At 29.5% G+C, this 25,083-nt stretch carries 25 protein-coding genes; all 25 read right to left on the reverse strand.

Features of this window, described 5'->3' with window-relative positions; genetic code table 11:
- Positions 1–120: 120 nt before the first annotated feature.
- The 25 genes from ACSYT2_RS11470 to ACSYT2_RS11590 all read right to left on the reverse strand — a co-directional run bounded on the left by ACSYT2_RS11470 (position 121) and on the right by ACSYT2_RS11590 (position 25,082).
- The gene (locus ACSYT2_RS11470) at positions 121–3,093 is read right to left on the reverse strand and encodes a glycosyltransferase (RefSeq protein ID WP_438384809.1); all 2,973 of its coding nucleotides are present in this window, start codon (positions 3,091–3,093) and stop codon (positions 121–123) included.
- Positions 3,094–3,444: 351 nt separating this feature from the next.
- Positions 3,445–4,920, reverse strand: coding sequence for a CDP-glycerol glycerophosphotransferase family protein (locus ACSYT2_RS11475; protein ID WP_438384810.1), 1,476 nt, complete (start codon positions 4,918–4,920; stop codon positions 3,445–3,447).
- 63 nt (positions 4,921–4,983) lie between these two features.
- Positions 4,984–6,033, reverse strand: a complete 1,050-nt coding sequence (locus ACSYT2_RS11480; RefSeq protein WP_430855343.1) for a glycosyltransferase — start codon at positions 6,031–6,033, stop codon at positions 4,984–4,986.
- A gap of 18 nt (positions 6,034–6,051) precedes the next feature.
- Entirely contained in the window at positions 6,052–8,271 is a 2,220-nt protein-coding gene (locus ACSYT2_RS11485; protein WP_438384811.1) for a glycosyltransferase, read from the reverse strand.
- Positions 8,272–8,425: 154 nt separating this feature from the next.
- Positions 8,426–9,244: a flagellin N-terminal helical domain-containing protein gene (locus ACSYT2_RS11490; protein ID WP_438384812.1), complete on the reverse strand. Its 819-nt coding sequence runs from the start codon at positions 9,242–9,244 to the stop codon at positions 8,426–8,428.
- 193 nt (positions 9,245–9,437) lie between these two features.
- The gene (locus ACSYT2_RS11495) at positions 9,438–9,767 is read right to left on the reverse strand and encodes a hypothetical protein (RefSeq protein ID WP_438384813.1); all 330 of its coding nucleotides are present in this window, start codon (positions 9,765–9,767) and stop codon (positions 9,438–9,440) included.
- A 3-nt stretch (positions 9,768–9,770) separates the two neighbouring features.
- Complete coding sequence (gene fliD / locus ACSYT2_RS11500; protein ID WP_438384814.1) at positions 9,771–11,810, reverse strand: flagellar filament capping protein FliD; 2,040 nt, start codon at positions 11,808–11,810, stop codon at positions 9,771–9,773.
- A 17-nt stretch (positions 11,811–11,827) separates the two neighbouring features.
- The gene (gene fliS / locus ACSYT2_RS11505) at positions 11,828–12,211 is read right to left on the reverse strand and encodes a flagellar export chaperone FliS (protein WP_430855348.1); all 384 of its coding nucleotides are present in this window, start codon (positions 12,209–12,211) and stop codon (positions 11,828–11,830) included.
- 10 nt (positions 12,212–12,221) lie between these two features.
- On the reverse strand, positions 12,222–12,509 hold the full coding sequence (locus ACSYT2_RS11510) for a hypothetical protein (protein ID WP_430855349.1): 288 nt from the start codon (positions 12,507–12,509) through the stop codon (positions 12,222–12,224).
- A gap of 3 nt (positions 12,510–12,512) precedes the next feature.
- Positions 12,513–12,857, reverse strand: a complete 345-nt coding sequence (locus tag ACSYT2_RS11515) for a flagellar protein FlaG (protein WP_430855350.1) — start codon at positions 12,855–12,857, stop codon at positions 12,513–12,515.
- A gap of 11 nt (positions 12,858–12,868) precedes the next feature.
- Complete coding sequence (gene csrA, locus ACSYT2_RS11520; protein ID WP_430855351.1) at positions 12,869–13,084, reverse strand: carbon storage regulator CsrA; 216 nt, start codon at positions 13,082–13,084, stop codon at positions 12,869–12,871.
- 4 nt (positions 13,085–13,088) lie between these two features.
- Complete coding sequence (gene fliW / locus ACSYT2_RS11525) at positions 13,089–13,466, reverse strand: flagellar assembly protein FliW (RefSeq protein WP_438384815.1); 378 nt, start codon at positions 13,464–13,466, stop codon at positions 13,089–13,091.
- Between the two features lie 11 nt (positions 13,467–13,477).
- A complete protein-coding gene (gene flgL / locus ACSYT2_RS11530; protein WP_430855353.1) occupies positions 13,478–14,473 on the reverse strand; it encodes a flagellar hook-associated protein FlgL in 996 nt (331 codons plus the stop codon).
- A gap of 23 nt (positions 14,474–14,496) precedes the next feature.
- Complete coding sequence (flgK, locus tag ACSYT2_RS11535; protein ID WP_438384816.1) at positions 14,497–16,326, reverse strand: flagellar hook-associated protein FlgK; 1,830 nt, start codon at positions 16,324–16,326, stop codon at positions 14,497–14,499.
- A 12-nt stretch (positions 16,327–16,338) separates the two neighbouring features.
- A complete protein-coding gene (gene flgN / locus ACSYT2_RS11540) occupies positions 16,339–16,749 on the reverse strand; it encodes a flagellar export chaperone FlgN (protein ID WP_430855355.1) in 411 nt (136 codons plus the stop codon).
- Positions 16,749–17,027, reverse strand: coding sequence for a flagellar biosynthesis anti-sigma factor FlgM (locus ACSYT2_RS11545; protein WP_430855356.1), 279 nt, complete (start codon positions 17,025–17,027; stop codon positions 16,749–16,751). Before ACSYT2_RS11545 ends, flgN begins: the two co-directional genes overlap by 1 nt.
- Before the next feature lie 169 nt (positions 17,028–17,196).
- Positions 17,197–18,330, reverse strand: coding sequence for a flagellar motor switch phosphatase FliY (fliY, locus tag ACSYT2_RS11550; RefSeq protein ID WP_430855357.1), 1,134 nt, complete (start codon positions 18,328–18,330; stop codon positions 17,197–17,199).
- The gene (fliM, locus tag ACSYT2_RS11555; RefSeq protein WP_430855358.1) at positions 18,323–19,318 is read right to left on the reverse strand and encodes a flagellar motor switch protein FliM; all 996 of its coding nucleotides are present in this window, start codon (positions 19,316–19,318) and stop codon (positions 18,323–18,325) included. Before fliM ends, fliY begins: the two co-directional genes overlap by 8 nt.
- A gap of 20 nt (positions 19,319–19,338) precedes the next feature.
- A complete protein-coding gene (locus tag ACSYT2_RS11560) occupies positions 19,339–19,734 on the reverse strand; it encodes a chemotaxis protein CheW (protein WP_430855359.1) in 396 nt (131 codons plus the stop codon).
- Positions 19,735–19,760: 26 nt separating this feature from the next.
- A complete protein-coding gene (locus tag ACSYT2_RS11565) occupies positions 19,761–20,120 on the reverse strand; it encodes a response regulator (RefSeq protein WP_430855360.1) in 360 nt (119 codons plus the stop codon).
- Between the two features lie 16 nt (positions 20,121–20,136).
- On the reverse strand, positions 20,137–20,736 hold the full coding sequence (locus ACSYT2_RS11570) for a chemotaxis protein CheC (RefSeq protein WP_430855361.1): 600 nt from the start codon (positions 20,734–20,736) through the stop codon (positions 20,137–20,139).
- Between the two features lie 24 nt (positions 20,737–20,760).
- Entirely contained in the window at positions 20,761–22,761 is a 2,001-nt protein-coding gene (locus ACSYT2_RS11575) for a chemotaxis protein CheW (protein ID WP_430855362.1), read from the reverse strand.
- 12 nt (positions 22,762–22,773) lie between these two features.
- Positions 22,774–23,541, reverse strand: a complete 768-nt coding sequence (locus tag ACSYT2_RS11580; protein ID WP_438384817.1) for a CheR family methyltransferase — start codon at positions 23,539–23,541, stop codon at positions 22,774–22,776.
- Between the two features lie 7 nt (positions 23,542–23,548).
- Positions 23,549–24,580 carry a protein-glutamate methylesterase/protein-glutamine glutaminase gene (locus tag ACSYT2_RS11585; RefSeq protein WP_438384818.1) on the reverse strand — a complete coding sequence of 344 codons (1,032 nt, stop codon included), beginning with the start codon at positions 24,578–24,580 and terminating at the stop codon, positions 23,549–23,551.
- Between the two features lie 13 nt (positions 24,581–24,593).
- Entirely contained in the window at positions 24,594–25,082 is a 489-nt protein-coding gene (locus ACSYT2_RS11590) for a chemotaxis protein CheD (protein ID WP_430855765.1), read from the reverse strand.
- Position 25,083 lies beyond the last annotated feature (1 nt).

Consider the following 25,083-nt stretch of genomic DNA (forward strand, 5'->3'; position numbering starts at 1 on the left):
ATTATTCATACTTATTTTGAATCTTTACCCTTACTTTTAGTTATTTCATTTTTACCTTTATCTAATAGCCCACACCCTCTCTAATAATTAATATACATTCATTATTAAAAGATAAGATCTCTATGAACTCTCGCCTGATTTTCTTATTTCCTGTATTACCTCACATAATTCTTTAAAATATATTTCATCCTTATAATACTCAGTAAAATATTCATCAAATCCACTAATATCAATATCTAATTTATTTTCAACTATATATTTGTACCATGGTAATATAGTACTTTGTAATATTTTCTGTTTATCTTCTCGTATATTTTCTTCATCCAATCCGTATTCTTTAATATAGTTTATAATATCTAGATAGCTCTTTATGAAGACTCTTCCAAAATTATACCCATATGGATTATTACCTTCGTACGTAAAAATCGGACTATTTATTATAATAAATTCAGGATTCTGCAATAATATCATATATTGTAAGTATATTTGATTGAATCCACTATCCATAAATTTAAATGGCTCTTGAACTTTTTTATATTCTTCCCTTTTCATTATTATTGATGAAATAAACCCAGCATTAATTGAAGTATTCTTTAAAAATTCATTTATTCCACTAAAAGCCTCGGCCTTATTATCATTACTAAGTACATTTAAAAAGAATATAGATTGTTTTAAATTTGTATTTATAATATTCATTATCTGATATATAGTATTATCTTTAAAATAATCGTCATCTCCATGCACCATAATATACTTACCTTTTGATTTTTCTATGACTAAAGCAATATTTTTATCTCCACCAATATTTTCTTCATTTTTATGATATGTTAAATTATTATATAACTTTTCATATCTTTTAATTATCTTTTCAGTACCATCCTGAGAATTATTGTTTGAAATAAACACTTCAAACAAGCTATCATTTCCTATTTGTGTATATATCGATTCTAAGCACTTCTCTAACTCTTTCTCCCTGTTAAAGGTAGGTATACATATAGATATTAAAGGTTGTTCTTTTCTGTTTTGTATTATTTTTTTTATTTCATTTTCATTTTTAACAGGAATCCAACCTTGTGTAACAGTATCATACATTTTTAATATTCTTGCTGGATTTCCTCCAACTACGGAGTAATCTGGAACATCTTTTGTCACATAGCTATTAGCTCCTACTACACATCCCTTACCTATATGCACATTTCCAACTATAGCTGAATTTACTCCTATCCACGAATTTTCCCCTATAATAACTTCATTTGTCGTAGATGTTATTCCTTGATTCATAATTGGTATTCCTATATTTTCATAAATATGATCGCAATCTGATATATAAACATTAGGTCCAATTAGTACATTTCGTTCAATAATACATTTTTTCGAAACAGAAATTGAAAATCTACTTCCAATAGTACACCCATCATTTATTATTATTCTTTTTTCTTTATTGGGATTTGGAACACAAACATTAAACCAAGATCCATCTTTTATAGTTACATTACTTCCTATAGATACCGCCTCAACATCAGTTATATTATATCTTTCCCCTAAATATGATCCTTGTTTCAAGCTATAGAACTTTACACTTCCATCATCATTAATTACTGTTTCCTCACCAGTAGATTCTGTATTTTCTTGATTGTAAATATAATCTTTTCTTATAATTTGAGAATTACTACAAATATTACTTTTTAAACTATTAATACATGCCTCCATATCATCTTTCGAACTAATAATCACATCAAATATTACATCCTTGAAATTAGCATTTCCTAAGGATTTAACCTCTACTAATGTTTCTATATCTTTTATAATATTTAAAATTTCTTCACTATTTTCAATACCATAAATATTTGCATTAGGAATTACATTTTTTATCTTCATTAACGTTGCACCTAATCCGCAGCCTATCTCTAAAATATTAATATTTTCTTTAGTTCTTAATCTATCCGTATCTATCTTATTTAAAAGGTCATATATTAAATTAGTTGCATATTCATTTTTAAATCCCCACTTCTCCTCAAACTTTTTGGAATTTTCTAATATTAATTTTCTATATTTGTTCATATCTTTACCGAAGCTAACACTACCGAAATGATGAATATAACTATCCTTGCAAAGTAATAATTTATATCCTTCCCTTAAAATTCTCAAACTTAAATCATCATCTTCAAAATTACCCGGTGTGAACCTTTCATCTAGCAGTCCAACTTTATCTAAAGCATTTCTTTTTATCAACATTGCAAATCCTACTAGCTTAATTCTTTCTTCATAAAAGTCTTCATTAACTATATTATTAATCAGTGAAAAATTCATATATCCATCAAAATCATCATATATTTCTTCTATTTCTTGATAATATGATACTTTATTGCTTACTGATCCTGTAGCCCCCACACTCTCCTCTGAATATAATCCCATCCTTAAATTAAAGATAGAATTAGGCATTATTACAGTATCATTATTTAAAAGGAATATATCATTCCCCTTTTCCGCAAATTCTATTCCTTGATTACAGCCTGTTGGAAATCCTTTATTTTCATTATTCAATATGTACTTGATCCCACTTTGATCTCTTAGCCACTCAACAGTTCCATCAGTTGAATTATTATCTACAACAATAATTTCATAATCCTCATTACAACTATAACGTTTAATACTATCTATACATATTTTTGTATAATCCAAATTGTTATATGTTAATATAACAATAGAGTAATTATTTACATCTATATTGTATTGAAGCTTAAGATTACTTATTGCACTAAAAATAACTTTTTTATTTTCATCGCTTGATGAATATCTTAATGCCTGTTCATAACATAAATATGCTCTATTGTATTCATTTTTTAATTCATAAATATTACCCATAGTGTAATATAAATCACTATTGAAAATATTTAATCTAAGTCCTTCTTTAACACATACCATTGCTTTATCATAGTTTTGATCATAAATATTTACGATTGCCTCCATACTTGCTATTTCGTCTTCATACCCAAATGTTTTTTTATATTGCAAAATAAGATCATAAGCGTCCTTTATTAGTCCCGTATTTATACTCTCCTTTATATATTCCTTTATTTTCTCTTTATTCATATAAATATCTCCCTTACTATTAGTTCAAAATATTATAATATAATCTCTACTTATTCTTTATATATTAAAGGTTATTGAGTTTTTCTATAAAAACAATCCCTCTAATTTCATGTTATTATTAAATAGCTAATTAAAAATATATACTGCATTCATCATTATTATATATTCAATTTCAACTTATTTTCTTATAATTAAATGTTTTTTCAACAACTTATACTTAAATAATTTACCCCTTAATTATCGGATACTTTCCGCTCCTCTTAACTATTAAGTGTAATTATTCATCCTCCTATTCTTTCATGGTTTACATGATATTGTAACAAAAAAAAAATGCTAGACTTAATCTAGCATTTATAAATACATATTTAAATTTAATACTTCTCTCTTTATATTCTCATGAATCTTTCTACCACAGGTTCCATCAATATTAGTTACGCTGCTTTTCAATCTCTTAATTCTTTCTTCTTTTTTAGGATCTTGACCATTTAATACCATATCTTTAAAATCACATATGCTTATTCCATCATTCAGAAAATAATTTCCTAAATAATCCATACAATATAACCTTTCTTTATCAGTTAATTCATTCCTCATCAATGCTAAAATTGGCTTTCCAGTGATTGCATACTCAAACATAACTGAACTATTCCCGCTTATCAAGGCATCTGATATCATTATAGAATTATACACTTGATTATTTGTATCCAGGATAATATTATCATACTTTGATATCTTATCTTTAAGTTCATTATATCCTTTTACAAAATCTGTTCTCATAGTCTTCAATGTAATGTCTGTAAGAGGATGTGGTCTCCAAATAACACAAGAAGAGCTATCATCTATAAAATTACTTAATATTTCATCTAAATCTTTTACCCAATTTTCCTCTGATAATATATCATCTATAGTTGTTATTAAAAGAAAAACTTTTTTGTCTTTTATTATATTCTTTAAATCTTCAGGAATTTCGCATTTTTTTTCACAAGTTTGAAGTATAGAATCAAATTTTGGCGATCCTAAATTTAATATTTTTTCAGGATCATGTCCATTATTAATAAAAGCTTGCGCATCTACACTTGATTGAGCAATAATTTTTGTTGCATTTATTGTTCCAGGAAGTACACTGAAAATTCTATGTTCCTTCTCATCCTTATAGCTTCCCGATATGTAATAGGGTGCATATACCAGCATATCAGTATACTTCGAAAGATTAGATGAGAAAAATCTATAATCTACCATTGTTAAAATATTATATTGATCATATGGGTTATGTATATATATAATATCTGGTTCTATCCTTTCAAAATCATAATCCTTATAGGATGTAATATTTATATCTTTTGAAAATTCATCACCTTCATAGTATAATTCAGAAATATTACCTTTAGCATCTTTCTCATAATAGGGTATTGGGACCACACGACATGAACACTCTGGATCATCTTTCGCTTCTCTCCATATGCTCTCTAAGGAATCCCACATTGATACTTTATATGGCATAAATACAACTTCTATTTGTGTATCAACTTCATTTATAATACTATTTTTCAACTTATTTATACTAATCTTTACCGAATCAACTGCATCTCTTAACAAATTATTATCCTTGGCCATATTAATAGCAGCATAACTTTTCTTAATTATTTCTTCTATTATTATCGATAATTTACTTTCCCCTTCAATAATATTGGATAAATACATTAGTGCCTCAATGCACTCCTTAAACATTGCCTTTGCTTTTTCTCCACCATTACTCTCAGCATAATTAATACCTTCTTCAATAGTAGTTATTAGTTCTAAAATTTTACGCTTTATATTTAATCTCATAGTTTTTTAATCCCTCTTTATTAATATTTCACAATTACTTTATCTAATTATGTATATAGATCCCTATATACGTTTCAATCTTTCTCTTCTTTCAATAGCATTTTCATAATCTCCGCACAAATCATAATATAATAATGCCTCTTTAAAATTTCCTAAACATTCATTTATTACAGCTATATTATAATTTGCCAGATAACTATTTACTCCATCCATTTTATTTCTTTTCAATAACTTTGCATTTTCAAATTCTCTTATTGCCTCAAAAAAATAACCATTATTCATATAAATTAGTCCAATCAAGAAAATAAAATCTGCTGATTCCTTAAAGTATTCATATACTTTTAGTATTTCACTACTTTCCCTATATTTTGCCTGATTTATCAATGTATATCCATAACTTTCAATTAAGTCTTCTACATATTCAAGATTATTATTCAAATCGAATTTTAATGCTTCTTTAAAGTTAATTTCTGCTTCCATATAATTACCTTCTGTATAGAAACTTTTCCCTAATTGATATAGTAAATATGGATCATATCTCTTCTCTAATTCCCCTCTAAGCATTTCTATATTTCTTTTAGTTTTATTTTTCCTATCAATTTCCTTATCGGAATATCCATAATGATTTATTTTTATAGGCAATTCAAAGGTTTTATAAGGTTTTTTATTTCTACTTACAACTTGCTCATGAATATTTCCTTCATATTCAAATAACTCTTTATTAAAAAGTCTATTTATATATCCAGTATAAGCCTGTTTTTTACCATTTCTAACATATTCATTTCTTATTAATATCCGTCCGACTTTGTCTGCATTTTCTAATATTGTTTTCTCTAAAACCTTCTTATCTAAATCTATAACAACCTCATCTGCATCTATTATCAAAACTATACTATTAGTTGCTTTACTAATAGAAAAATTCCTTGCATTACTAAAATTATTATCCCAACTATAGTCAAAAATATTTTTTGTATATTCTAATGCAACTTTCTTTGTATCATCTGTTGAACCAGTATCTACTATAATTATTTCATAATTATGTTTAGATAATTCATCAAGACTTCTCCTTAAAATTTCTCCTTCATTTTTAACAATCATACATATTGATATCATATCGTACCTCAAATTACTTTACTTGTTAATTATACTGTAAATATTATCCCTTAACTCATCATCTTCGCACAGATTATAGGCTTCTTTGAAATATTTATTTGCTAACTCTTTTTTATTTACTTCATTTAATAAAGATGCTAAATTGTATTTAACATTAAAGTTATCCTCTAAAGTATCTGCAAGTGCAACTAACTTTATAGCATCATAGTAATCTCCATTAATATATTTAACTACACCTAAGGAATTTAATATAGTAACATCAAATTTAAATATATCTTTTAATTGTAATAAGATTTCTTCCGCTTCACCTACTCTATTTTCTGATACCAACCCTTCTACTACCACAAGTAAATTTTCTTTTTCCCTAATCATTTCTTCGCTTATTGGATTTTTACTTATTTCATTTAAATAGTACTCTACTACCCTTTTATACTCTGGAACTTCTTTCAATAGTTTTTTCAAATTGTTTATATACCCTATTTTATCCTCATTATAAATATCTAAACTTTTATTTATTATAAACCAAAAGTATTCATATTTAGATAAAATCCTACCTACATACTCACTTTGTAATATTTCACTGTTATATGTTCTATTAATGTAATAGTTTTTATTTATATAAATTCTATTTACTAAATCTTCATACTTTTCATTATTTATAGAATTATTAACTACTAAAACTTCTTCAATACAATTAACTAAGGTTAAAACTTCTAAATCATCACATAATATATTATTTTTACTATAATCATATAACTTCTTCAAACAATTATAATCACCAACAATATGATTAATATATAATCTTATATCTTGCTCTCTTAATGAAAGTATATTCTTTTCTAAGTTATCATCTGTAATTATTGACGTCTTCAGCAAATCAACTTTCCATAAATAAAACTCATTATAATTTATTTCATCAACATCTGTATCTAAATTAAAATATACAATTTCTATATACTTTCTCAACCTTTTGTCTATTAATAATAAATATTCAACTTTTTCATTAAAGTCTTCTTCAGATTCCTCGCTATATAATTTTTCAATAATATTAACTAAGCTCTGTATATCTTTATCTTCTATAGACTTATCTTTTAGAAATTCTTTTATTTCATTAAAATAATCTAGCTTTAATAAAGAATATATATATATTTCTTTTACTTCATTTCTATAAGAATCTTCATTTAATTCTGTGAAACAATTTATCACCTTATCATAATCTTCCATTTTATAGTTGTTTAATACTCTTTCCCTTATCATTTCATTCTTTCTAGAAAATGAAAAACATGCAACACTTATATCTTCAACTATATACCCATTCTCGATTTTATTATGTAAGTTAAAATACTCTTTAAAATACAATTCGGCCTCTTTATACCTATCAAGCAATCTGTAGGCTCTGGCTAATAAATAATAAAAATCTAAATGGCACTTACTAAGTTTAATAGCTTCTTCACATACTTCAATGGATTTTTCAAAATAATTCTGAGCAAGCAGCTCTCTGGCATAAAAATGATAAACATATAAATATCTTTTTATATTCTCTTCTTTTTGTACTAATTTAAAAGCTCTATATATTGACTTTAAAGCTTGTAAATTCTCATTTGCCATGGAATATGTTTGTGCTAGCTGAAATAATGTATATATTTCATCTTTTCCTTCTACTAAGTCCTTCTTTAAAAGTTCTAAATTTCTTTCATATTTATATTTCATTACTTCAAAATCTTCTCTTGAATATCCATAATGAATAAATGTAATGTTAGTAGGGCTAACAGGATTAATAATGTTAGGTTGCTCATGAATTATTCCTGTATAGTATGTATCTTTAGTATTCTTAAACAATCTAACCAAACTACCTATTAAATAATTGTCTTCTTTATCTGATATAATATTTTTAAACTTTACTGCTGCACATTGATATTTAATGTTTTCCTTTGAATTTAAAAATCTAATTAACTCAATAGGATTTTCTAAAACTTCATCAGCATCTAATACTAATATCCATTTCCCCTTGCAATACTTAATACTAATATTTCTCATTTCTGAAAAATCCCCTGTCCATTTATGCTCATATACCTTATTAGTATATTCTCTTGCTATTTCTATTGTTTTATCATTACTTCCAGTATCAACTATTACAATCTCATAGTCTATCTTTCCATCTAACGCTTTAATAGCACTTAATGATTTATGTAAATTTTTCTCTTCATTTTTAACAATCATAGAAATACTTAATAACATGATTTTCTCTCCTCTAATTCATAATATTAAATTATCGGTATTTACTCCTTTTTCTTTAATCAAGTTTGCACTCTAAAATCATTTATCTTTATAGAAGAAAAAAGGAGTGAGATATAACTCTCACTCCTTTTTAATGTTCCTAAAATTATTAAGATTATCTTAATAATTGAAGAACTCCTTGAGGTTGTTGATTAGCTTGTGCAAGCATTGCTTGAGCAGCTTGGTTAAGAATGTTATTCTTAGAGAATGTCATCATTTCCTTAGCCATATCAACGTCTCTAACTCTTGATTCTGCAGCTGTTAAGTTTTCAGATGCATTATTAACATTTGCAATTGTATGTTCTAATCTATTTTGGATAGCTCCTAGTTTAGATCTTTCAGAAGATACTGCTTCTAATGCAACATTGATTGTAGAAATTGCAGCTGTTGCTCCTGCTTGTGTTGACATTGCAGCGCTCATTGCACTAACAGTTAATGCTCCTGCTGACATAGCTCCAAAGCTAACACTGATTGTTTGTCCACAATTTGCTCCTACTTGTAATGTAACAGTTGTAGATCCTGAGCTAAACATAGCTTGAGTATTGAACTCAGTTTGTGTAGCTATTCTTGTTATTTCTTCTTGTAATGCTTCTACTTCGTTAGCAATAGCAGTTCTATCTGCTGTAACATTAGTATCATTTGATGCTTGAACTGCTAATTCTCTCATTCTTTGAAGAATGTTATGAGTTTCATTTAAAGCACCTTCTGCTGTTTGTATCATTGAGATACCATCTTGAGAGTTTCTTGAAGCTTGATCTAATCCTCTGATTTGTCCTCTCATCTTTTCTGAGATTGATAATCCAGCAGCGTCATCTCCAGCTCTGTTTATTCTTAAACCTGAGCTTAATTTCTCCATTGACTTACCTGCAGATGTGTTGTTAATCCCCATGTTTCTGTGTGCGTTTAACGCATTCATATTGTGATTGATAATCATAATAAATTCCTCCTTGAATTTTAATTATTTGCCATCCTTGGCATTATTATTTATAAAATACTCCTAAGAGTTTTTTATCGCTTAAGCTTTATAATTATATATTCGGATTATTTACTAATAACTTTATACTTTTTTTTAAATATTTTTGTAAATAACCTGTCTAATTAATATATCGTACTCTAAAAATAAACCTTTATATCTTTGTGTTTAAAATATTTATATTTCTAAAATTATTTCTATAACTATTATTAGCTTCTCTTTTCTTCTTTAAGCTAATCAATTCTTCTTTAACTTTAGTTTTTTCATTATTTATTACAGCATAAGCTTCTTTCTCTATCTCTAATAAATTTATCTCATTATAGATGGTTCTTAACTCTTCTTGACTAAAAGACATATCCTTAATTTTATTTATTAACACTTCTCTTTTTTCAATAAATTCTTCCCCGCTATCTTCTTTTTTTATTGCGGCAATCAATTCTTCTGTTGCTTTTTTATATTCTAATAATATACTTTTTAATTCCATATCTTATGATAACCCTAATTGTGATGCAAGATAACTTTGTTGAGAGTTTAATTTATTCATCATAGTCTCTAGTGTAGCATATTTAGAGTATAGAGCTTGCTCTCTCCTTGAAAAATCTGTCTCCATATCTTTCATCTTTCTTTCATATTTTTCTATACTTTTAGTTAACTCATTTGTTGTAGCTGAAGCTGTACCTTCTATTCCTGCTTTCTTTATTAACCTTGATGATACTGTAACTGTTTCATCATATAAAATACTCTTTAACCTTTGCGCTATACCCATTTTATTATATTTTTCTTGTTCAGTTAAGTTTTTGCTATCTGTTGGGTTAGCAACAAATAAATTCATTACCTCTTCAGAATTTGTTTCTAGTGCTGCTATCAGTTTAGATTCATCTATAGTAAAGGTTCCATTCTTAGCACCTTGATAATCTGACACTGGCTTTATTCCAATTTTCTCAAGATTGCTTCCAACCCCGTCAACTAAACCTCTCATAGCTTGTTTCATCTTATTTGCAATTCTAGTTATATCTGAATCTCTACTTAATTGTCCCTTTTCTACTCTTTCGTTCCAAAGCTTAATTTCCGTTTCTGACATTTCCTTCTTTTGTTCATCTGTTAAAGGCATGTAACTTCTATTTCTTTTTTCATTAGTAATAGTATTTAATTTTTCCATCAATGTATTATAATCATTAATGAAGTTAACTAACTTATCTTTTACTTCATTTACATCACTTTTACCTGTAATTTTTACACCTTCAGTTGGAATAGTACCATTAATCTTAAATGTTACTCCATCTAAAGTTACAGTGTTCGATACTCCTGTATGAGTATACACTCCACCTTTATCATCTCTTATTTTAATCTCAGCATTTTCTCCTTGAGTAATACTTGCTGAACCATCAATAGTTATGACATCTATACCACTATTTGAGCCAGTGGCGTTGGATGTAAATATAATATTCCCACTACTATCTCTTCCAGCAGTAATACCCATGTTCTGCTCTTTTAATACTTCATTTAAATAATCTACCTCATCACCATTTGCCTTTGATAGATCAATTACATTTCCATTTATTGAAACTTTCTTTCCTGAAATGTCACTTGCTTTAATAGTGTTAACGCTATTAGTTGCATCAGTTCCATCAGTAAATACATCTCCGACGCTGCTTCCTATTTCAATATTAGGTCTTTCAACCTTACTACCTACCTCTGTAGTTGTAAATGTTATCTGTCCATTTTCTAACTTTGCAGTCAATTTATAATCACTTATTTTTTTATTTAATATCGCAATTCTATCTTCATCTACTAGGGTATCATTTTGAATATCTAAATCTATTATTTTATCACCAATCTTTATTGAGCCCTCTTTTACTAGGTTATCAAGAGTAAAACCACTTGAAGTTACAGACACTCCTGTTGCATCTTTACCATCTACTTTAAAGTCGTTTTTGGCCTCTGTTGTACCTCCAATAGTAAATGTACTATTGCTACCTAGTACCGTTGATTCAAAAATGAAGCCTTTTTTATTATTAGAAGCGCCTTCACTGTCAGCTGCAAAGTCAGTATATCTAACACTTACATTCATTTTAGCATTTTTCAACTCAGTATTAAGATTTGCAGCTCTTTCTTTCTCAGATTCTCCTTTTAAAGTGAATTCCTTACCATTAATAGTTATTTTATCATCCTTGTCTAATCCTGTAGTTACTACTGCTTTAGTTGCTGTTGCAGCTTTACCTTCAACAGTATATCTCCCTGGATTTACGCCACTCCCTGCTGTTACCGTTACAGCACTTTCGTTTGATGATTGGAACTTGGTAGTTGTCCAATTTTTGCTTAGTAATAAGCTGTCACTCTTAGTAACATCAAAATATTTATTATACAGTTCCCTACTATCCTTAATAACATCTCTATAAAGTTTTTGTTTTATTTCTAAAATTTCTTTATTTTGCTGTTGTTGCTGAATTCTTACTCTATAAGGTTTCATTGATTCCTTAATAATACTATCCATATCTAAACCAGTAGCTAACCCTGTAATTCTCATAAAACCACCTCTTTACTTTATTTTCCTTCTATCTTAGCTTTATCATATACTTCATTCCATAAGTCTCTTACTTCTTCTATTAATGGCATAACTTCATTCAAAATTTTAACATCTTTCTTAAGATTAGCCTCAACTAATTTATCATTAATAAATTGATAAACTTTAAATAGTTGAACAGCCCAATCCCCAGCTCCCTTATCAAGACTACTCATTAATTCTATAAATATATCTTGTGTTCTCACTAAATTTTCATGAGAAGCCTTTATATTATTTTCTAGAAGAGCCCTTTCAGATCTTTTAGCAAACTTTACTGCTCCATCTACTAACATTAAAAGCAATTGCTCCTTAGAAGCGTAATTTACACTATTATTTTTATATACGTTGTAACCATTAGGATACATGACGTCCCTCCTATTTAATCTTGTCTATTATTGTCCCAACAAATGCTTGCCCTGATAACTCTTTTTCATTTTCTGCATCTATGGTTATCCTTTTATTGTTATCCATTACTCCATCAATTGTAATGTGTGTCTTTTTTGAAGTTTTATTTTCTTCATTATCCTTGTCACATTCAACAAAAGGATTCTTTGTATTATTTTCTATAGGTTTATCTTTCTTAGCATGAACCTTGTCGTCCTTGACCTCTTCAGCTAACTTTCTTCTTATATCAGTGTCAATTTTATTTAATCTAAATTCCATATACTATGCCTTCTTATCAAGTACTACACCAACAGCTTCACATAAATTAGCTATCATATCTAATATTTTCTTTGGTGGAACCTCTAAGATAATTTCTTTAGTATCGTTATCTATTATCTTTATCATTACATCACCAAATTTATCATGAACTTTATATTCTGCGTATGTATTTTCACCTTTTAAAAAATCATTTAGTTTATCTACAGCTCTTTGTATATCTTTATCCTTGGACTTACCATCATTTTCTACGGTCTTCTTTTCACTATTAACACTTTCAATAACCAATGAATCACTTTGTGTAACATTAAGGTTAGTCTGTCCTCCTTGACCCATAACCCTCATATCCATTCATTTCACCCCTATTTTTTTAAATTTTTAAGTAATTTTAAGTCAATCTTTGAAGCTTCTATATTTTCAGTTTCTACTTCCTTGTATAACTCTTTTCTTAATATAGTAAGCTCCCTAGGTGCATTTATTGCAATCTTTACACTCCCATCCTCTACTTTTGATATTGATATCTCTATATCATCACCAATCAAAATAGATTCCCCTTGTTTTCTTGTAATAACTAGCATATTATCACCCCTTAATTATAGGATGCTTTATTTTGTAACTTTCATTCTCTACTATTATCTGTTCGCCTAATCCCTTATTAATATTAATAATTATAGGTGCTCTTAAATTTGTAGTTATCTTATTTATATCTGAATTTAAAGTTACCGTTGTATACAGCATTACATCTTCAGGAGATGTAATCTCAAGTTTTTTTATTAACTCATCACTTAATTTTATTTCGTAATCTTCCTCTACTTCAAATGGTGAAATTATTATTAGTCCCAACTCTAGATCTTCCTTACATTGAAGCATCTTGCATATACTAGATTCCTCTAATTCTTTTAGTTCATATTCTTTATACCCATTAAATCCTGGTATACCTTTTTTAAATAGAATATCCACTTAAATTCCTCCTATCTTATATAATCCATCAATGAAGGTGGAAGAATTTTTGCACTAACTTGTAATGAAGCAATATATGTTGTTTGTGCCATACTAAATTCTATAGTTTTCTCCGTAAAATCTATATCCTCTGTCTTTGATAATATGTCAGTCATATTAAAGTTCTCATCTTCATTCTTAAGTTGAGCTGATTCCATTCTATTTTGTTTAGCTCCAACTTCCGATCTTATAGTTAATAAATTATTAACTACATCATCAATTGCACTTAAGTTTTCGTTAATAACCTTATTTGTATCTAAACCATTATCTGATGTAAGATTATTAACTATGTCATTCATGAGATTAATAACATTAATCTCATTACCATCTTTGTTTTTAAAGGTTAAAATCTCTTTGGCACTTACATTATAATCCATAAGTACCCCTTGAGAAATTTCTGTACTTAACTTACTTCCTATCATATCTAATTGGCTTAGTACATAAGGATCATCACTATTAGTAGGTAGCTCATTACCTTCTTTATCAACGAATATTATCTCATTATTTCCTGTATTTGAGTTTGCTTTAGTATCTAATGGTTTAGATGATGCTTTAGTACCACCAAAAATATATTTACCATCAAAATTTGTATTAAGTATTTGTGTAATTTCTGAAACTCTTTCGTTCATTTCATCTGCTATAGCTTTTCTTTCATCACTTCCATAGGCAGCATTCCCTGCTGATACCATAAGTTCTCTAATTCTTTGCATAGTATTAGTTGCTTGATACAACGCTTGATCTGTTGCATCTAAATAATTAATAGTATCCTTAATATTTTCATTATATTGCTTATTTGTATTTATATCTGTATGTAACTGCATACTTCTAGCAACCTTAAATGGATTATCTGATGGCCTTCTAATTTCTTTACCTGAAGATAACTGTCCATTAAGCTTTTGCATATTTCCTAGATTGCTTCTCATATCTCTTAAATAATTATTTGATAACATTCTATTTGTAACTCTCATTATTTCACTTCCTCTTTATTTAATTATCTCTTTAATCCATTAACTACAACTTCTAGTAATTCATCTACAGTCGATATAATCTTAGCATTTGCATTATAGGCGTGTTGGAACTGTATTAAGTTTGCCATCTCTTCATCAAGGGATACCCCAGATATGGAATCTCTACTATTTTCAAGTTCACCTAGCATATTCTCTTGATTATTTACAACTCTTGCTGCTTCTTGTGCCTGAATACCAAGTCTATCTATAGTATCTTTATAATATGAGTCCATCTTCATTCCATCGTTATTATTTGATATTGTCATACCGTTGTTGGTAAATGTACTTCCACCTTTTGATGAATTAAATAAATCTTCTCTAGAATTTATTGTTACACCAAAATCTTGAACTCTTAGTAATGTATCTCTTAATTGTGCTATTGCTAATGCTCTTGCTCCATCTGCTTCTCCATCTTCTGTATTTTGTGATGAATATGCATAGTCATTATCATGAGTTTTCGTCTTAATCTTCATAACATCTTCTATTAATTCCTTATTAATAGTGATATTTTTTGCAGTAATCTCACTTTCAGCTAGTAAGGTTTGATCTAAATTCGATACCTCTCCATTTCTATTATAGTTAACTATATCTTTATTAACGAAGAATGGTAGATAGTCTCTATCTGGATTTCCCCCTCCATTTATAGGATTTGATAACCCACTATGTATAGCATTCACTGAAAATGCAATTGATTTAGCAAGCTTGTTTAGTTCATCTTTATAATTCTGAATATCAGCCTGTATGGAAATATTTCCAGACACCTCTCCAGTTTGTGGCTTAAATAACATTAACTCTGATGAACCTATTACTGCTCCATCTTTAATAGGGAATCCATCGGCTTTTGTAGCTTGTCCCTCCGAATTAGCCCATAATATTCTACTTGAATTTAACTCTTTAACCTGTTCGTCGCTTAAGTCAGTAACTCTTAAAGTCTGTTTGTTTTCACCATTATCCATACTCCCCAACTTATAATATGTAATCACATGTACATTAGGTTGATTTGGATCTTTCTCAATGGAACTTATATATGAAAATCTAGCAACATCTGAATTTTGACTTGCATTAACTAGATTTGGTACTTTCATACCACCAACATCTGAAGGTTTCACATTAATCCCTTCAAAGGCTTCTTTATCTATTGTTATATTAAACTTATAGCTTAGCTCATCTAAAAGAGTATCTCTTTTATCCATTAAATCATTTGGGCTTTGTCCAGATGTCTTTACACTAATTATCTCTTTATTTAGTTGATCTATTTGGTTTAACTTACTATTAATATCGGTAACATTTGTTTTAAGCAATTGCTGTGCATTCTGCTCTAATTGTTCTAATTTTGTATATGCATGATTTATAGCATCTGTCATAGCTAAAGTTTGTTGTGCTACAACAGTTCTTGCATTTGAATTATGTGGTTGCTTAGATAATTCTTGAAATGAATCAAAGAATTTTCCCATTAAGGTTGATATACCAGTATCTGATGGCTCGTTAAATATATTTTCTACTTCATATAAAAATTTATTTCTAACATCATATTTCCCTAATGTACTAGTTTCTCCTCTAACTTGATAATCCAAAAATTCATCTCTTACTCTTTCTATAGCCTGAACTTGTGCACCTGTCCCCAATTGTCCTGGTTGAACACTCGATCCCATTGTATTGCCGCCATATGGTCTTGTTGTTTCTATCTTAGCTCTTTGTCTTGAATAACCTGGTGTATTAGAATTTGATATATTATGCGATGTAACATCAATTGTTTTTTGTGATACACTTAACCCTCTTTTTGCTATGTTAAATGTGGAAAATAATCCTGACATTCTACATTCCTCCTATCTTGAAAGGTTCCCATAAGAGTTATAAGTTTTAATTTCTCTTCTAGGATTTATTATATTTAATATCTGTGCGTTAAAACTCATTTGTTGCCTTATAAGCAATTCATTCGTTTCTTTTTGCATAGTTACTACTTCTATTAACTTTTTTATATCTCTATATGCATTATCTAGATTTTCGTCTTTATAGTTCCTTACAACCTCTTTCATACTATTAGTTCCCACTAGTTTTCTTCTACGAACTTCTTCTTCAGCAATTTCTTTATTACAAAGTTTTATTTTTTCTACCATACCATCAAGTTCAAACACATTCTTCTCCATAATATGTTTATATTGTTCTTCTAATAGTGATAATAGCTTACTTAATGCTAATTCTTCACTTCTTATGATATCTATTAATTCATGTACCATTAAAGTTTACTCTCCCTTATGCTATCTAATATACTTTTAGCAGTTAATCTAGCATCAACATTATATGTTCCATTTTCCACCTTATTTTTTAATTCCATAATTCTAGCAGTGTTATTCCCAGTTATCTCATCAAGTGAATAGTTAGTTAGGCTTTTTCCAAGTTCAGATATTTCAATTCTATCTTTCGCCTTTGTACTATCTCCCTTATCAACTACTCTATTTTGATTTTTATTATATATATTTATTATATTGCAAGAATTTATTCCCTTAACATTCATTCTTTCCCCTCCAAACAACTTCCTATATTCTATTATCGAATACATAAAAAAAGAATTTAGACTATATATGTAAATTCTTTTTCTTTTAGTTACAAATCATTCTTTTTTATATAAAAAGAGAAGTTAATCACAAAATCTATGGATTAGCTTCTCTTCTATTTCAAATACTTTATTTAAGTGACTTAATTCTCTCAGCATTACTTACTATACTTGTGATTCTAACACCAAAGTTTTCATCTACAACTACAACTTCTCCAAATGCTATCTTCTTACCATTTACTAATATCTCTACTGGTTCTTCTGCTAATTTATCTAACTCAATTAAAGAACCTGTTCCAAGATTTAATATATCTTTTATACTCTTTTTTGTTCTACCAAGAACAACTGATATATCTAATGGTACATCTAGTATTAAGTCTATGTTTTTATGTGAAGTACCTGTAGCTACTGGTTTTAATGGCTCAAAGCTTGCTTGATGCACTTCAACCTGTGGTTCAGGCTTCTCTATGATTTGCTTCTCAACAATTTGTGAAGCTGATTCATAATCTTGTTCTATTGGTTGTTCATATGTAACTGCTACTTCTTGAATTGGTTCATTTATTGGTGGTTGAGCTGAATCATCATCTTCTTGCCCCATCATTATAGAAACAATTTTCTTAGCTGTTTTCACAGGTAATATTTGCATTATGTTGCTATCAACTAAATCTCCGATAGTCATTCTGAAATTTACTCTTACTATCTCTTCATTCTCAGATATATTATCCGAAAGTAGATCTGACTTTTCATTCCATATCTTTGAAATTGGAGGTGAGATATTAACCTCCCTAGAAAACATAGTTGCCATGGATGTAGCGGCTGATCCTATCATTTGGTTCATAGCTTCCTGAACGGCACTTATTTCCAATTCTGATAAAGAATTACTCTCTACCTTACCATCTCCACCCATCATCAAGTTTGCAATAACTGCAGCATCTTCAGTCTTTATTATTAAGATATTTCTACCAACAATACCACTTGTATACTCAACATCTAAAACTATCGTTGGTGTTTCAAAAGTTTCTTTTATTTCACCTAATGTCGTGATACTTACTACTGGAGTTGTTATATTAACCTTTTGGTTAATAATTTGATAAAGTGCTGTTGAAGCAGAGCCCATTGAAATATTACCTATTTCCCCTAGTAGATCTTTCTCTATATCACTTAGTATACTTTGACTTGTATTATTTGTTACGGTTGTTGTTTGTTCATCACCACCACCTAGTAGTGAATCTATTTCTTCCTGGGATAGAAAACCGTTACTCATACTCTTTCACATCCTTATCTATTATATCTAACACAGCAACGCCCATATTTTTCCCTACTGTTCCTGGTTTAGCATAGTAACATTCTTGATCTTCTACATAAACCTTTATAGGGGTTGTGCACTTGCTATCTAGTTTAATTACATCTCCGGCTGTTAATTTCAAGAACTCATCTACACTAAGATGTGTATTTCCTAATTCAACAGCTACATCTACTTCTACTGGTATTAATCCTGCTTCAAGCTTATGCCTTGATTCCTCCATTAACTCTTGATTTTCATTTTGGAACCAATACTGCACAACTAGTTTATCTAAGACTTTTTCTATACTTAGATATGGTATACATAAATTAATAAATGTATTGCTCTTTCCCATTTCAACAGAAAATGTTATAAGCGCTACAGGTTCATTAGGCGCCAATGTCTGGTTAATGGCTGGATTTGTTTCCAGTCCTTCCACCTCTGGCTCCACATGAATTATATCCTCCCAAGCAAGCTTAAGATTTGATATCATTCCAGAAGTCACTTGCAACATAATATTCTTATCAATGTCTGAAAATTCCTTACTAACACTCATTCTGTCTCCAGTTCCACCCAAAAGAACATCTATAACTTGAAATGAGAACTGTGGATTGGTTTCAAGTGATATTGTTCCTGTTAATGGGGGCATCTTAAATAATGTCATAATTGTTGGATTCTGAACTGAGTGTATAAATTCCTCATAAGTTACCTGCTCTACAGTTTCTATTTTAACTTTAACGTTTTTTCTAACCTGGGCTGTAAGATAATTTGACATAATTCTAGCAAAGTTATCATGAATTAATTCAAGAGTTCTTATATGATCCTTTGAGAACTTTTGTGGACTTCTAAAGTCATAAACTTTCACTTTATGCTTCTCTTCATCTTTTTGCAACTGATCAGGTTCCAATTCTCCTGTAGATAAGGCAGATAACAAGGCATCAATTTCGCTTTGGGATAAAACGTCTGCCATACTTCTCCCTCGTTTCTTTTTTAATTTAGAAGTTTATCAATATCTATAATTGTTAATAATTTATTATCGTAATTAAGTATTCCTTTAATATATGGACTTGCATCTTCCCCATCCATGCTTTGAATTAACTTTTCGTCTATGTCTAATACTTCTTCTACTTCATCTACTGATATTCCAATTTCTTCATCTTCGACAGTTAAAATAATTATATTTTGCTGCTCTTCAGCTGAATTTACATTTAAAAGCAAGTTTATGTCTACCAGAGATTTTATACTTCCTCTCAAGTTAATTAATCCTTTTATATAACTTGGTGCTTTAGGAACTAAAGTAATTCCCATCATATCACTTATACTTTGAACTCTCTCAGTTTCAACTGCAAAATGCTCATCACCAAGCTTAAATACAACAATTTGCATTAAGCACCCCTCCTACAAGATTGGTATTACCCAATAACTTTCTTTATTGCTTCTAGCACCCTATCAGCTTGAAAAGGCTTAACTATAAAGTCTCTTGCTCCAGCCTTGATAGCATCCATAACCATTGATTGTTGACCCATTGCAGAACACATAATTATCTTTGCATTTGGGTCAAATGCCTTAATTGCCTTTACTGCTTCAATACCATCCATATCAGGCATAGTTATATCCATTGTTACTACATCTGGTTTTTCTTTCTTATATAGATCAACTGCCATTAATCCATTGCTAGCTTCTCCAACTACCTCAAATCCATTTTTCTCTAAGATATCCTTTATCATCATTCTCATAAAAGCTGCATCATCAACTATTAATACTTTAGCCATTATTCATACCTCCAATTTAATTTACGCCTATAGACTTTAATATTTTTTCAATTGATCCCGGAACCGGTATATAGTAAAAATGAGCTCCAACATTATTGCTTAATTCATTTAAAAAAACAGTTTCTATGTCTAGAATATACTCATCATATTGTCCAGATTCCACAAAAGTTGTTGCTAATATTGCACTAATCATATCATAAGCAACTGCAGGTACTGATGGTACAACATGCAACCCTGTAAACTCTGCTATTGCATTCATATATGAGCCTGATAATATATTGCCAATCTCACATAAAGCAGAATTTCCAAGCTCTGAAATTTCATCTTCTCTAACGCCTGTCAACATTGCAACTATTTCTTTAGCAATTTGACTCTTAAAAACAATTAATATGTTCCCTGGTATATCACCAAGTACTCTTACAATTGTCCCAGCTACTTCTTCTTCTCCAACACTATTAAATAATTCATCGAATTTTATTATGTTAATAGCCGGTACTGTCATATCAATCTTTTTACCGAGCATTATTGAAAGTGCTGTTGCTGCATTACCAGCTCCTATATTAGATACTTCTTTTAGTGCATCTAATTGTATAGGAGTAAACTGTTTCTGCTCCATCTTATACCTCCCACTTTTTTATATTTATAGTAAAGCTCCCACATCAAGTATTAATGTAACTAATCCATTACCTAATATAGTTGCTCCTATATACTCATTTAGACCCTTTAATGTCTTACCTAATGGTTTTATAACTATTTCTTGCTGTCCTGATAAAGAATCTACAAGTAAACCAATGGTTTTATCTCCTACGTTCACTATTATAACAAATTTTTTGCTACTTTCATCTGCATCTATATCAAGTCTTTCATTTAATCGTATTAGTGGAATAACATCTCCCCTATAGATTATAACTTCTTTCCCATTAGTTCTCTTTATATTTTCTTCTTTATAATCAATTACTCTATCTATAAAGCCTAAAGATATTGCTAGGGTTTCTTCACCAACTTTAACAAGTAAAGCCTGTATTATTTGTAAAGTTAACGGTAATTGAATTATAAATGTTGATCCTTTTCCTTCTTCACTTATAAGATCAACAGTTCCTCCTAGTGCAGAAATTTTTGTTTTTACAACATCCATTCCTACTCCTCTACCAGATATATCTGTTACAACTTCATTTGTACTAAATCCTTGAGCAAAAATCAAGTTTTTAATATCATTTTCACTTAAACCTTCTGTATTTATACCAACCTTTTCCGCTTTTGCCTTAACCTTCTCAACATTTACACCTGCACCATCATCTATTACCTTAATTAATGCTTTTGTTCCTTCTTGATATGCTACAAGTTTTATTGTTCCAACTGGATCTTTTCCAGCTGCTATTCTATCTTCCTTTGATTCTACACCATGATCTGCTGCATTTCTAAGAAGATGTATTAGAGGCTCTCCTATTTCATCAATAACTGTTCTATCAAGTTCTGTATCTGCACCCTCTATAACAAAATTAATTTCCTTATTCAATTCTACTGATACATCTCTTATCATCCTTGGGAATCTGTTAAATACAGTGTCCAGTGGAAGCATTCTAATCTTCATAACTAAATCTTGTAGATCAGTAGTAGTTCTTCCAACTTGCTCTAAAGTTTCTATCAAATCAGCTGACTTATAGTTGGAAACAATCTGCTCTAATCTTGTTCTATATATTACAAGCTCTGATACCATATTCATTAGCTTATCTATTCTTTCAAGATCTACCCTTACAGATTGATGGGCCTTCTTATTTCCTTCTTTTTTCTGTACAGCTTTTTTAACAACCTTCTCTTCTTTTTCTTTTTGTATTTCTTTCGGCTTGACTTCCTTCTTTTCCCCTATTTCCAGCACTTCTTTTTCAAACTCAACAGTAGAAACCTCTACCTTTCTAACTTCTGATATGCCTTCAACTAATTTCCTTATCTCTTCTTCTGAGCTATTAGTTATTACTAAAAAAGAAAGTTCGTAATCAAAATCTTCATTTTCAATATCCTCTGTTGCTGGTACAGATTTAACTATTTCTCCAACTTCCTCTAAATCTTTTACTATCAAAAATGCCCTTGCAGACTTTAATAAAGTGTCTTCACTTAAGGTTATTTTTATTTTTATAGCATTAAATCCCTTTTCTTGTGCTTGCTTAATTACTGAAATATCATATTCATTTAATTCCATTCCATGTATTTCTTCTGAAGCATTACTATCTTCCTCTATAACAGTAATAGCTGATTCTACTGCTTTAGATTCTGATATATCATGAAGATCTTTCATTATCCCTTCTATATCTACGTTATCCTCTATACCCTCTTCAACATTACTAACCATTTTTTCAAGAGTATCCAAGCAATCAAAAAGTACAGTTACTACCTGTTGAGTTACTTTAAGTTCACCTTCTCTAAACTTAGATAAGACATCCTCCATCTTATGGGTTAATTCTGCTATATTGGTAAACCCCATTGTAGCAGCCATACCTTTAATTGTGTGTGCAACTCTAAAAATTTGATTTAATTTATCCACATCATCTGGATCTTGTTCTAGATCTAATAATGTTTCATTCAATGTCTGTAAATTTTCCATTGATTCTTCTAAGAACATATTCATGTATTGAGAAGTATCCATTATAATTCCTCCTTACAGCTTTCTATAAATAAAAGTAGATGCTTTTTCAAAACCATATTCCTTATAGTTGTAAATACTTTCTGTTGCCCCTACAAATAAAAGTCCACCTTTTCTTAATGAATCGCTAAACTTTCTATAAATTTGATTCTTAGCATCATTATTAAAGTAAATAACAACATTTCTACATAATATTATATCAAAGCCACTTTCATAGCTATCTAGTATCAAATCATGCCTTCTAAATGTAACTAAAGACTTAATACTATTTTCTATAACATATTTATCGTCTACTTTAGTGAAATATTTATTTAAATCTGCATTTTTTATATTTTTTATTTCTGATTGTATATATTCTCCCTTTTTTGCTTTAGATAAAATAGTATTATCTATATCTGTAGCTATAATATTATATCTACCTAACGGATTCAACCTTTTCAGAATAATTCCCATTGTATAAGGCTCACAACCAATAGAACAAGCAGCGCTCCATATTTTTAAAGAATTCGAGTTTGGCATTAATTCCTTTTTAATTAACTCTTCCAGTTCATCAAACAAATCTGGATTTCTAAAAAACTCAGTAACATTTATAGTTATAAAATCAAGAAACTTTTGCCTCTGTTCTGGGTCACTTTTTATCACCTTAGCATAATCATCTAATGAAGCTATACCAACTCTCCCCATTAAACTATTAATTCTTCTATTTAACTGATCGGGTTTATAGGCTGTAAGATTAATTCCAAGCTCTTTATGCACCCATTTGTGAAAATCATTAAACTCCATATTATACCTATCTCCCCTTAGCTAAACTCGTAATCTTCCCACCAATCTCTTCTAGTGGCAAAACCATATCAACTTTACCTGTCTCATATGCCGCTTTAGGCATTCCATAAATAATACATGTTGATTCAGATTGTGAAATTGTAATTCCACCTGAATCCTTTACATCCTCTGTGCCGTTAGCACCATCTCTACCCATTCCTGTAAGAATTACAGAAATTAATTTGCCACCATAAACCTTAACTGCAGATTTAAATAACTTATCTACTGCTGGTCTTACCCCCCAAATTGTAGGATCTTGATCTAACTTAATTCTCTTATTTTCTCCAATAGTCATATGAAAGCCACCTGGCGCAATATATATAGTATTTCTCACTATATTCATACCTTCTTCAGCCTCTACAACCTTTAATTTGCAAATATTATCAAGTCTTTCTGCAAAAGCTTTTGTAAATCCCTTAGGCATATGTTGTACTACTAGCACTGGAACGCCTATATCACCATCAAGTTTAGTTAATACCTTTTGTAATGCTTTAGGACCTCCAGTTGATGCTCCAACAAGAATAGCTTCTACTCCAAAGTTAGGTCTCATTACTCTTTTGTTCCCCGCTACTATTCTCTTTGTTTCCCTTGTACCTGGCTCGTCTAAAATGGCATGCATTTTATTCAATAAGGTATCTTCAATTTTTTTTATATCCAAAGAGATACTTCCTGATGGTTTTTCTATGAAATCTACTGCTCCTTGCTCTAAACATTCAATAGTTTGTCTGGAACCTTCTCCAGTTAAGCTACTAAGCATAATTACAGGAAATCTTTTTTTCAATCTTTTTAATTCTTTTAATGTTGATAACCCATCCAGTACAGGCATCTCTAAATCTAAAGTTACTATATCTGGTTTTAAGTTATCAATCTTTTCCAAAAGTTCTTTTCCATTTCTTAACTTTGCTACTATTTCAAATTTTTCATCAGAGCTAATCATATCTGATATCAGTTTTCTCATAAAGGCTGAATCATCTACAACTATCACCCTAGATTTTCCCATTAAATACACCTCTCTATAACGTTAATATATCTTGTCCAACCACTCTAATAGTAACTGTACCATCCATTGAATCAACAATCATAGTTCTTCCTTTGTTTCCACCAGTTTCTTCAGCAATTATTGGTATACTTTCACATTTTAATGTTTCTTTAACAGCTATAGTATTTCTCTTACCAATGTCACTAACCATACTTTTATCCGAAAAATTAAACATGGATGCTCCACCTGCAATTTTCGCTACTAGATTTCTTTTTTTACATCCATGGGCTTCCATATTTTTAACTAATATTGGCACTGCCAAATCAGCAAATTTTAAGGGCTGTGGAATGTTCTTAAATTGTTTACTATCTGGTAGCATTATATGTGCTAAACCAGCTATCTTTAGTGTTTTATCATACAAAGAAATTCCTATACATGAACCAAGGCCTATAGTCATTATTTTTCCTGGTGATAACACTAAGTTTAAATCTGCAATACCAACTTTTATTTCGGTCATCTTAATT

The organism is Clostridium zhoujianii, from assembly GCF_051590805.1.
Lineage (GTDB): Bacteria > Bacillota > Clostridia > Clostridiales > Clostridiaceae > Clostridium.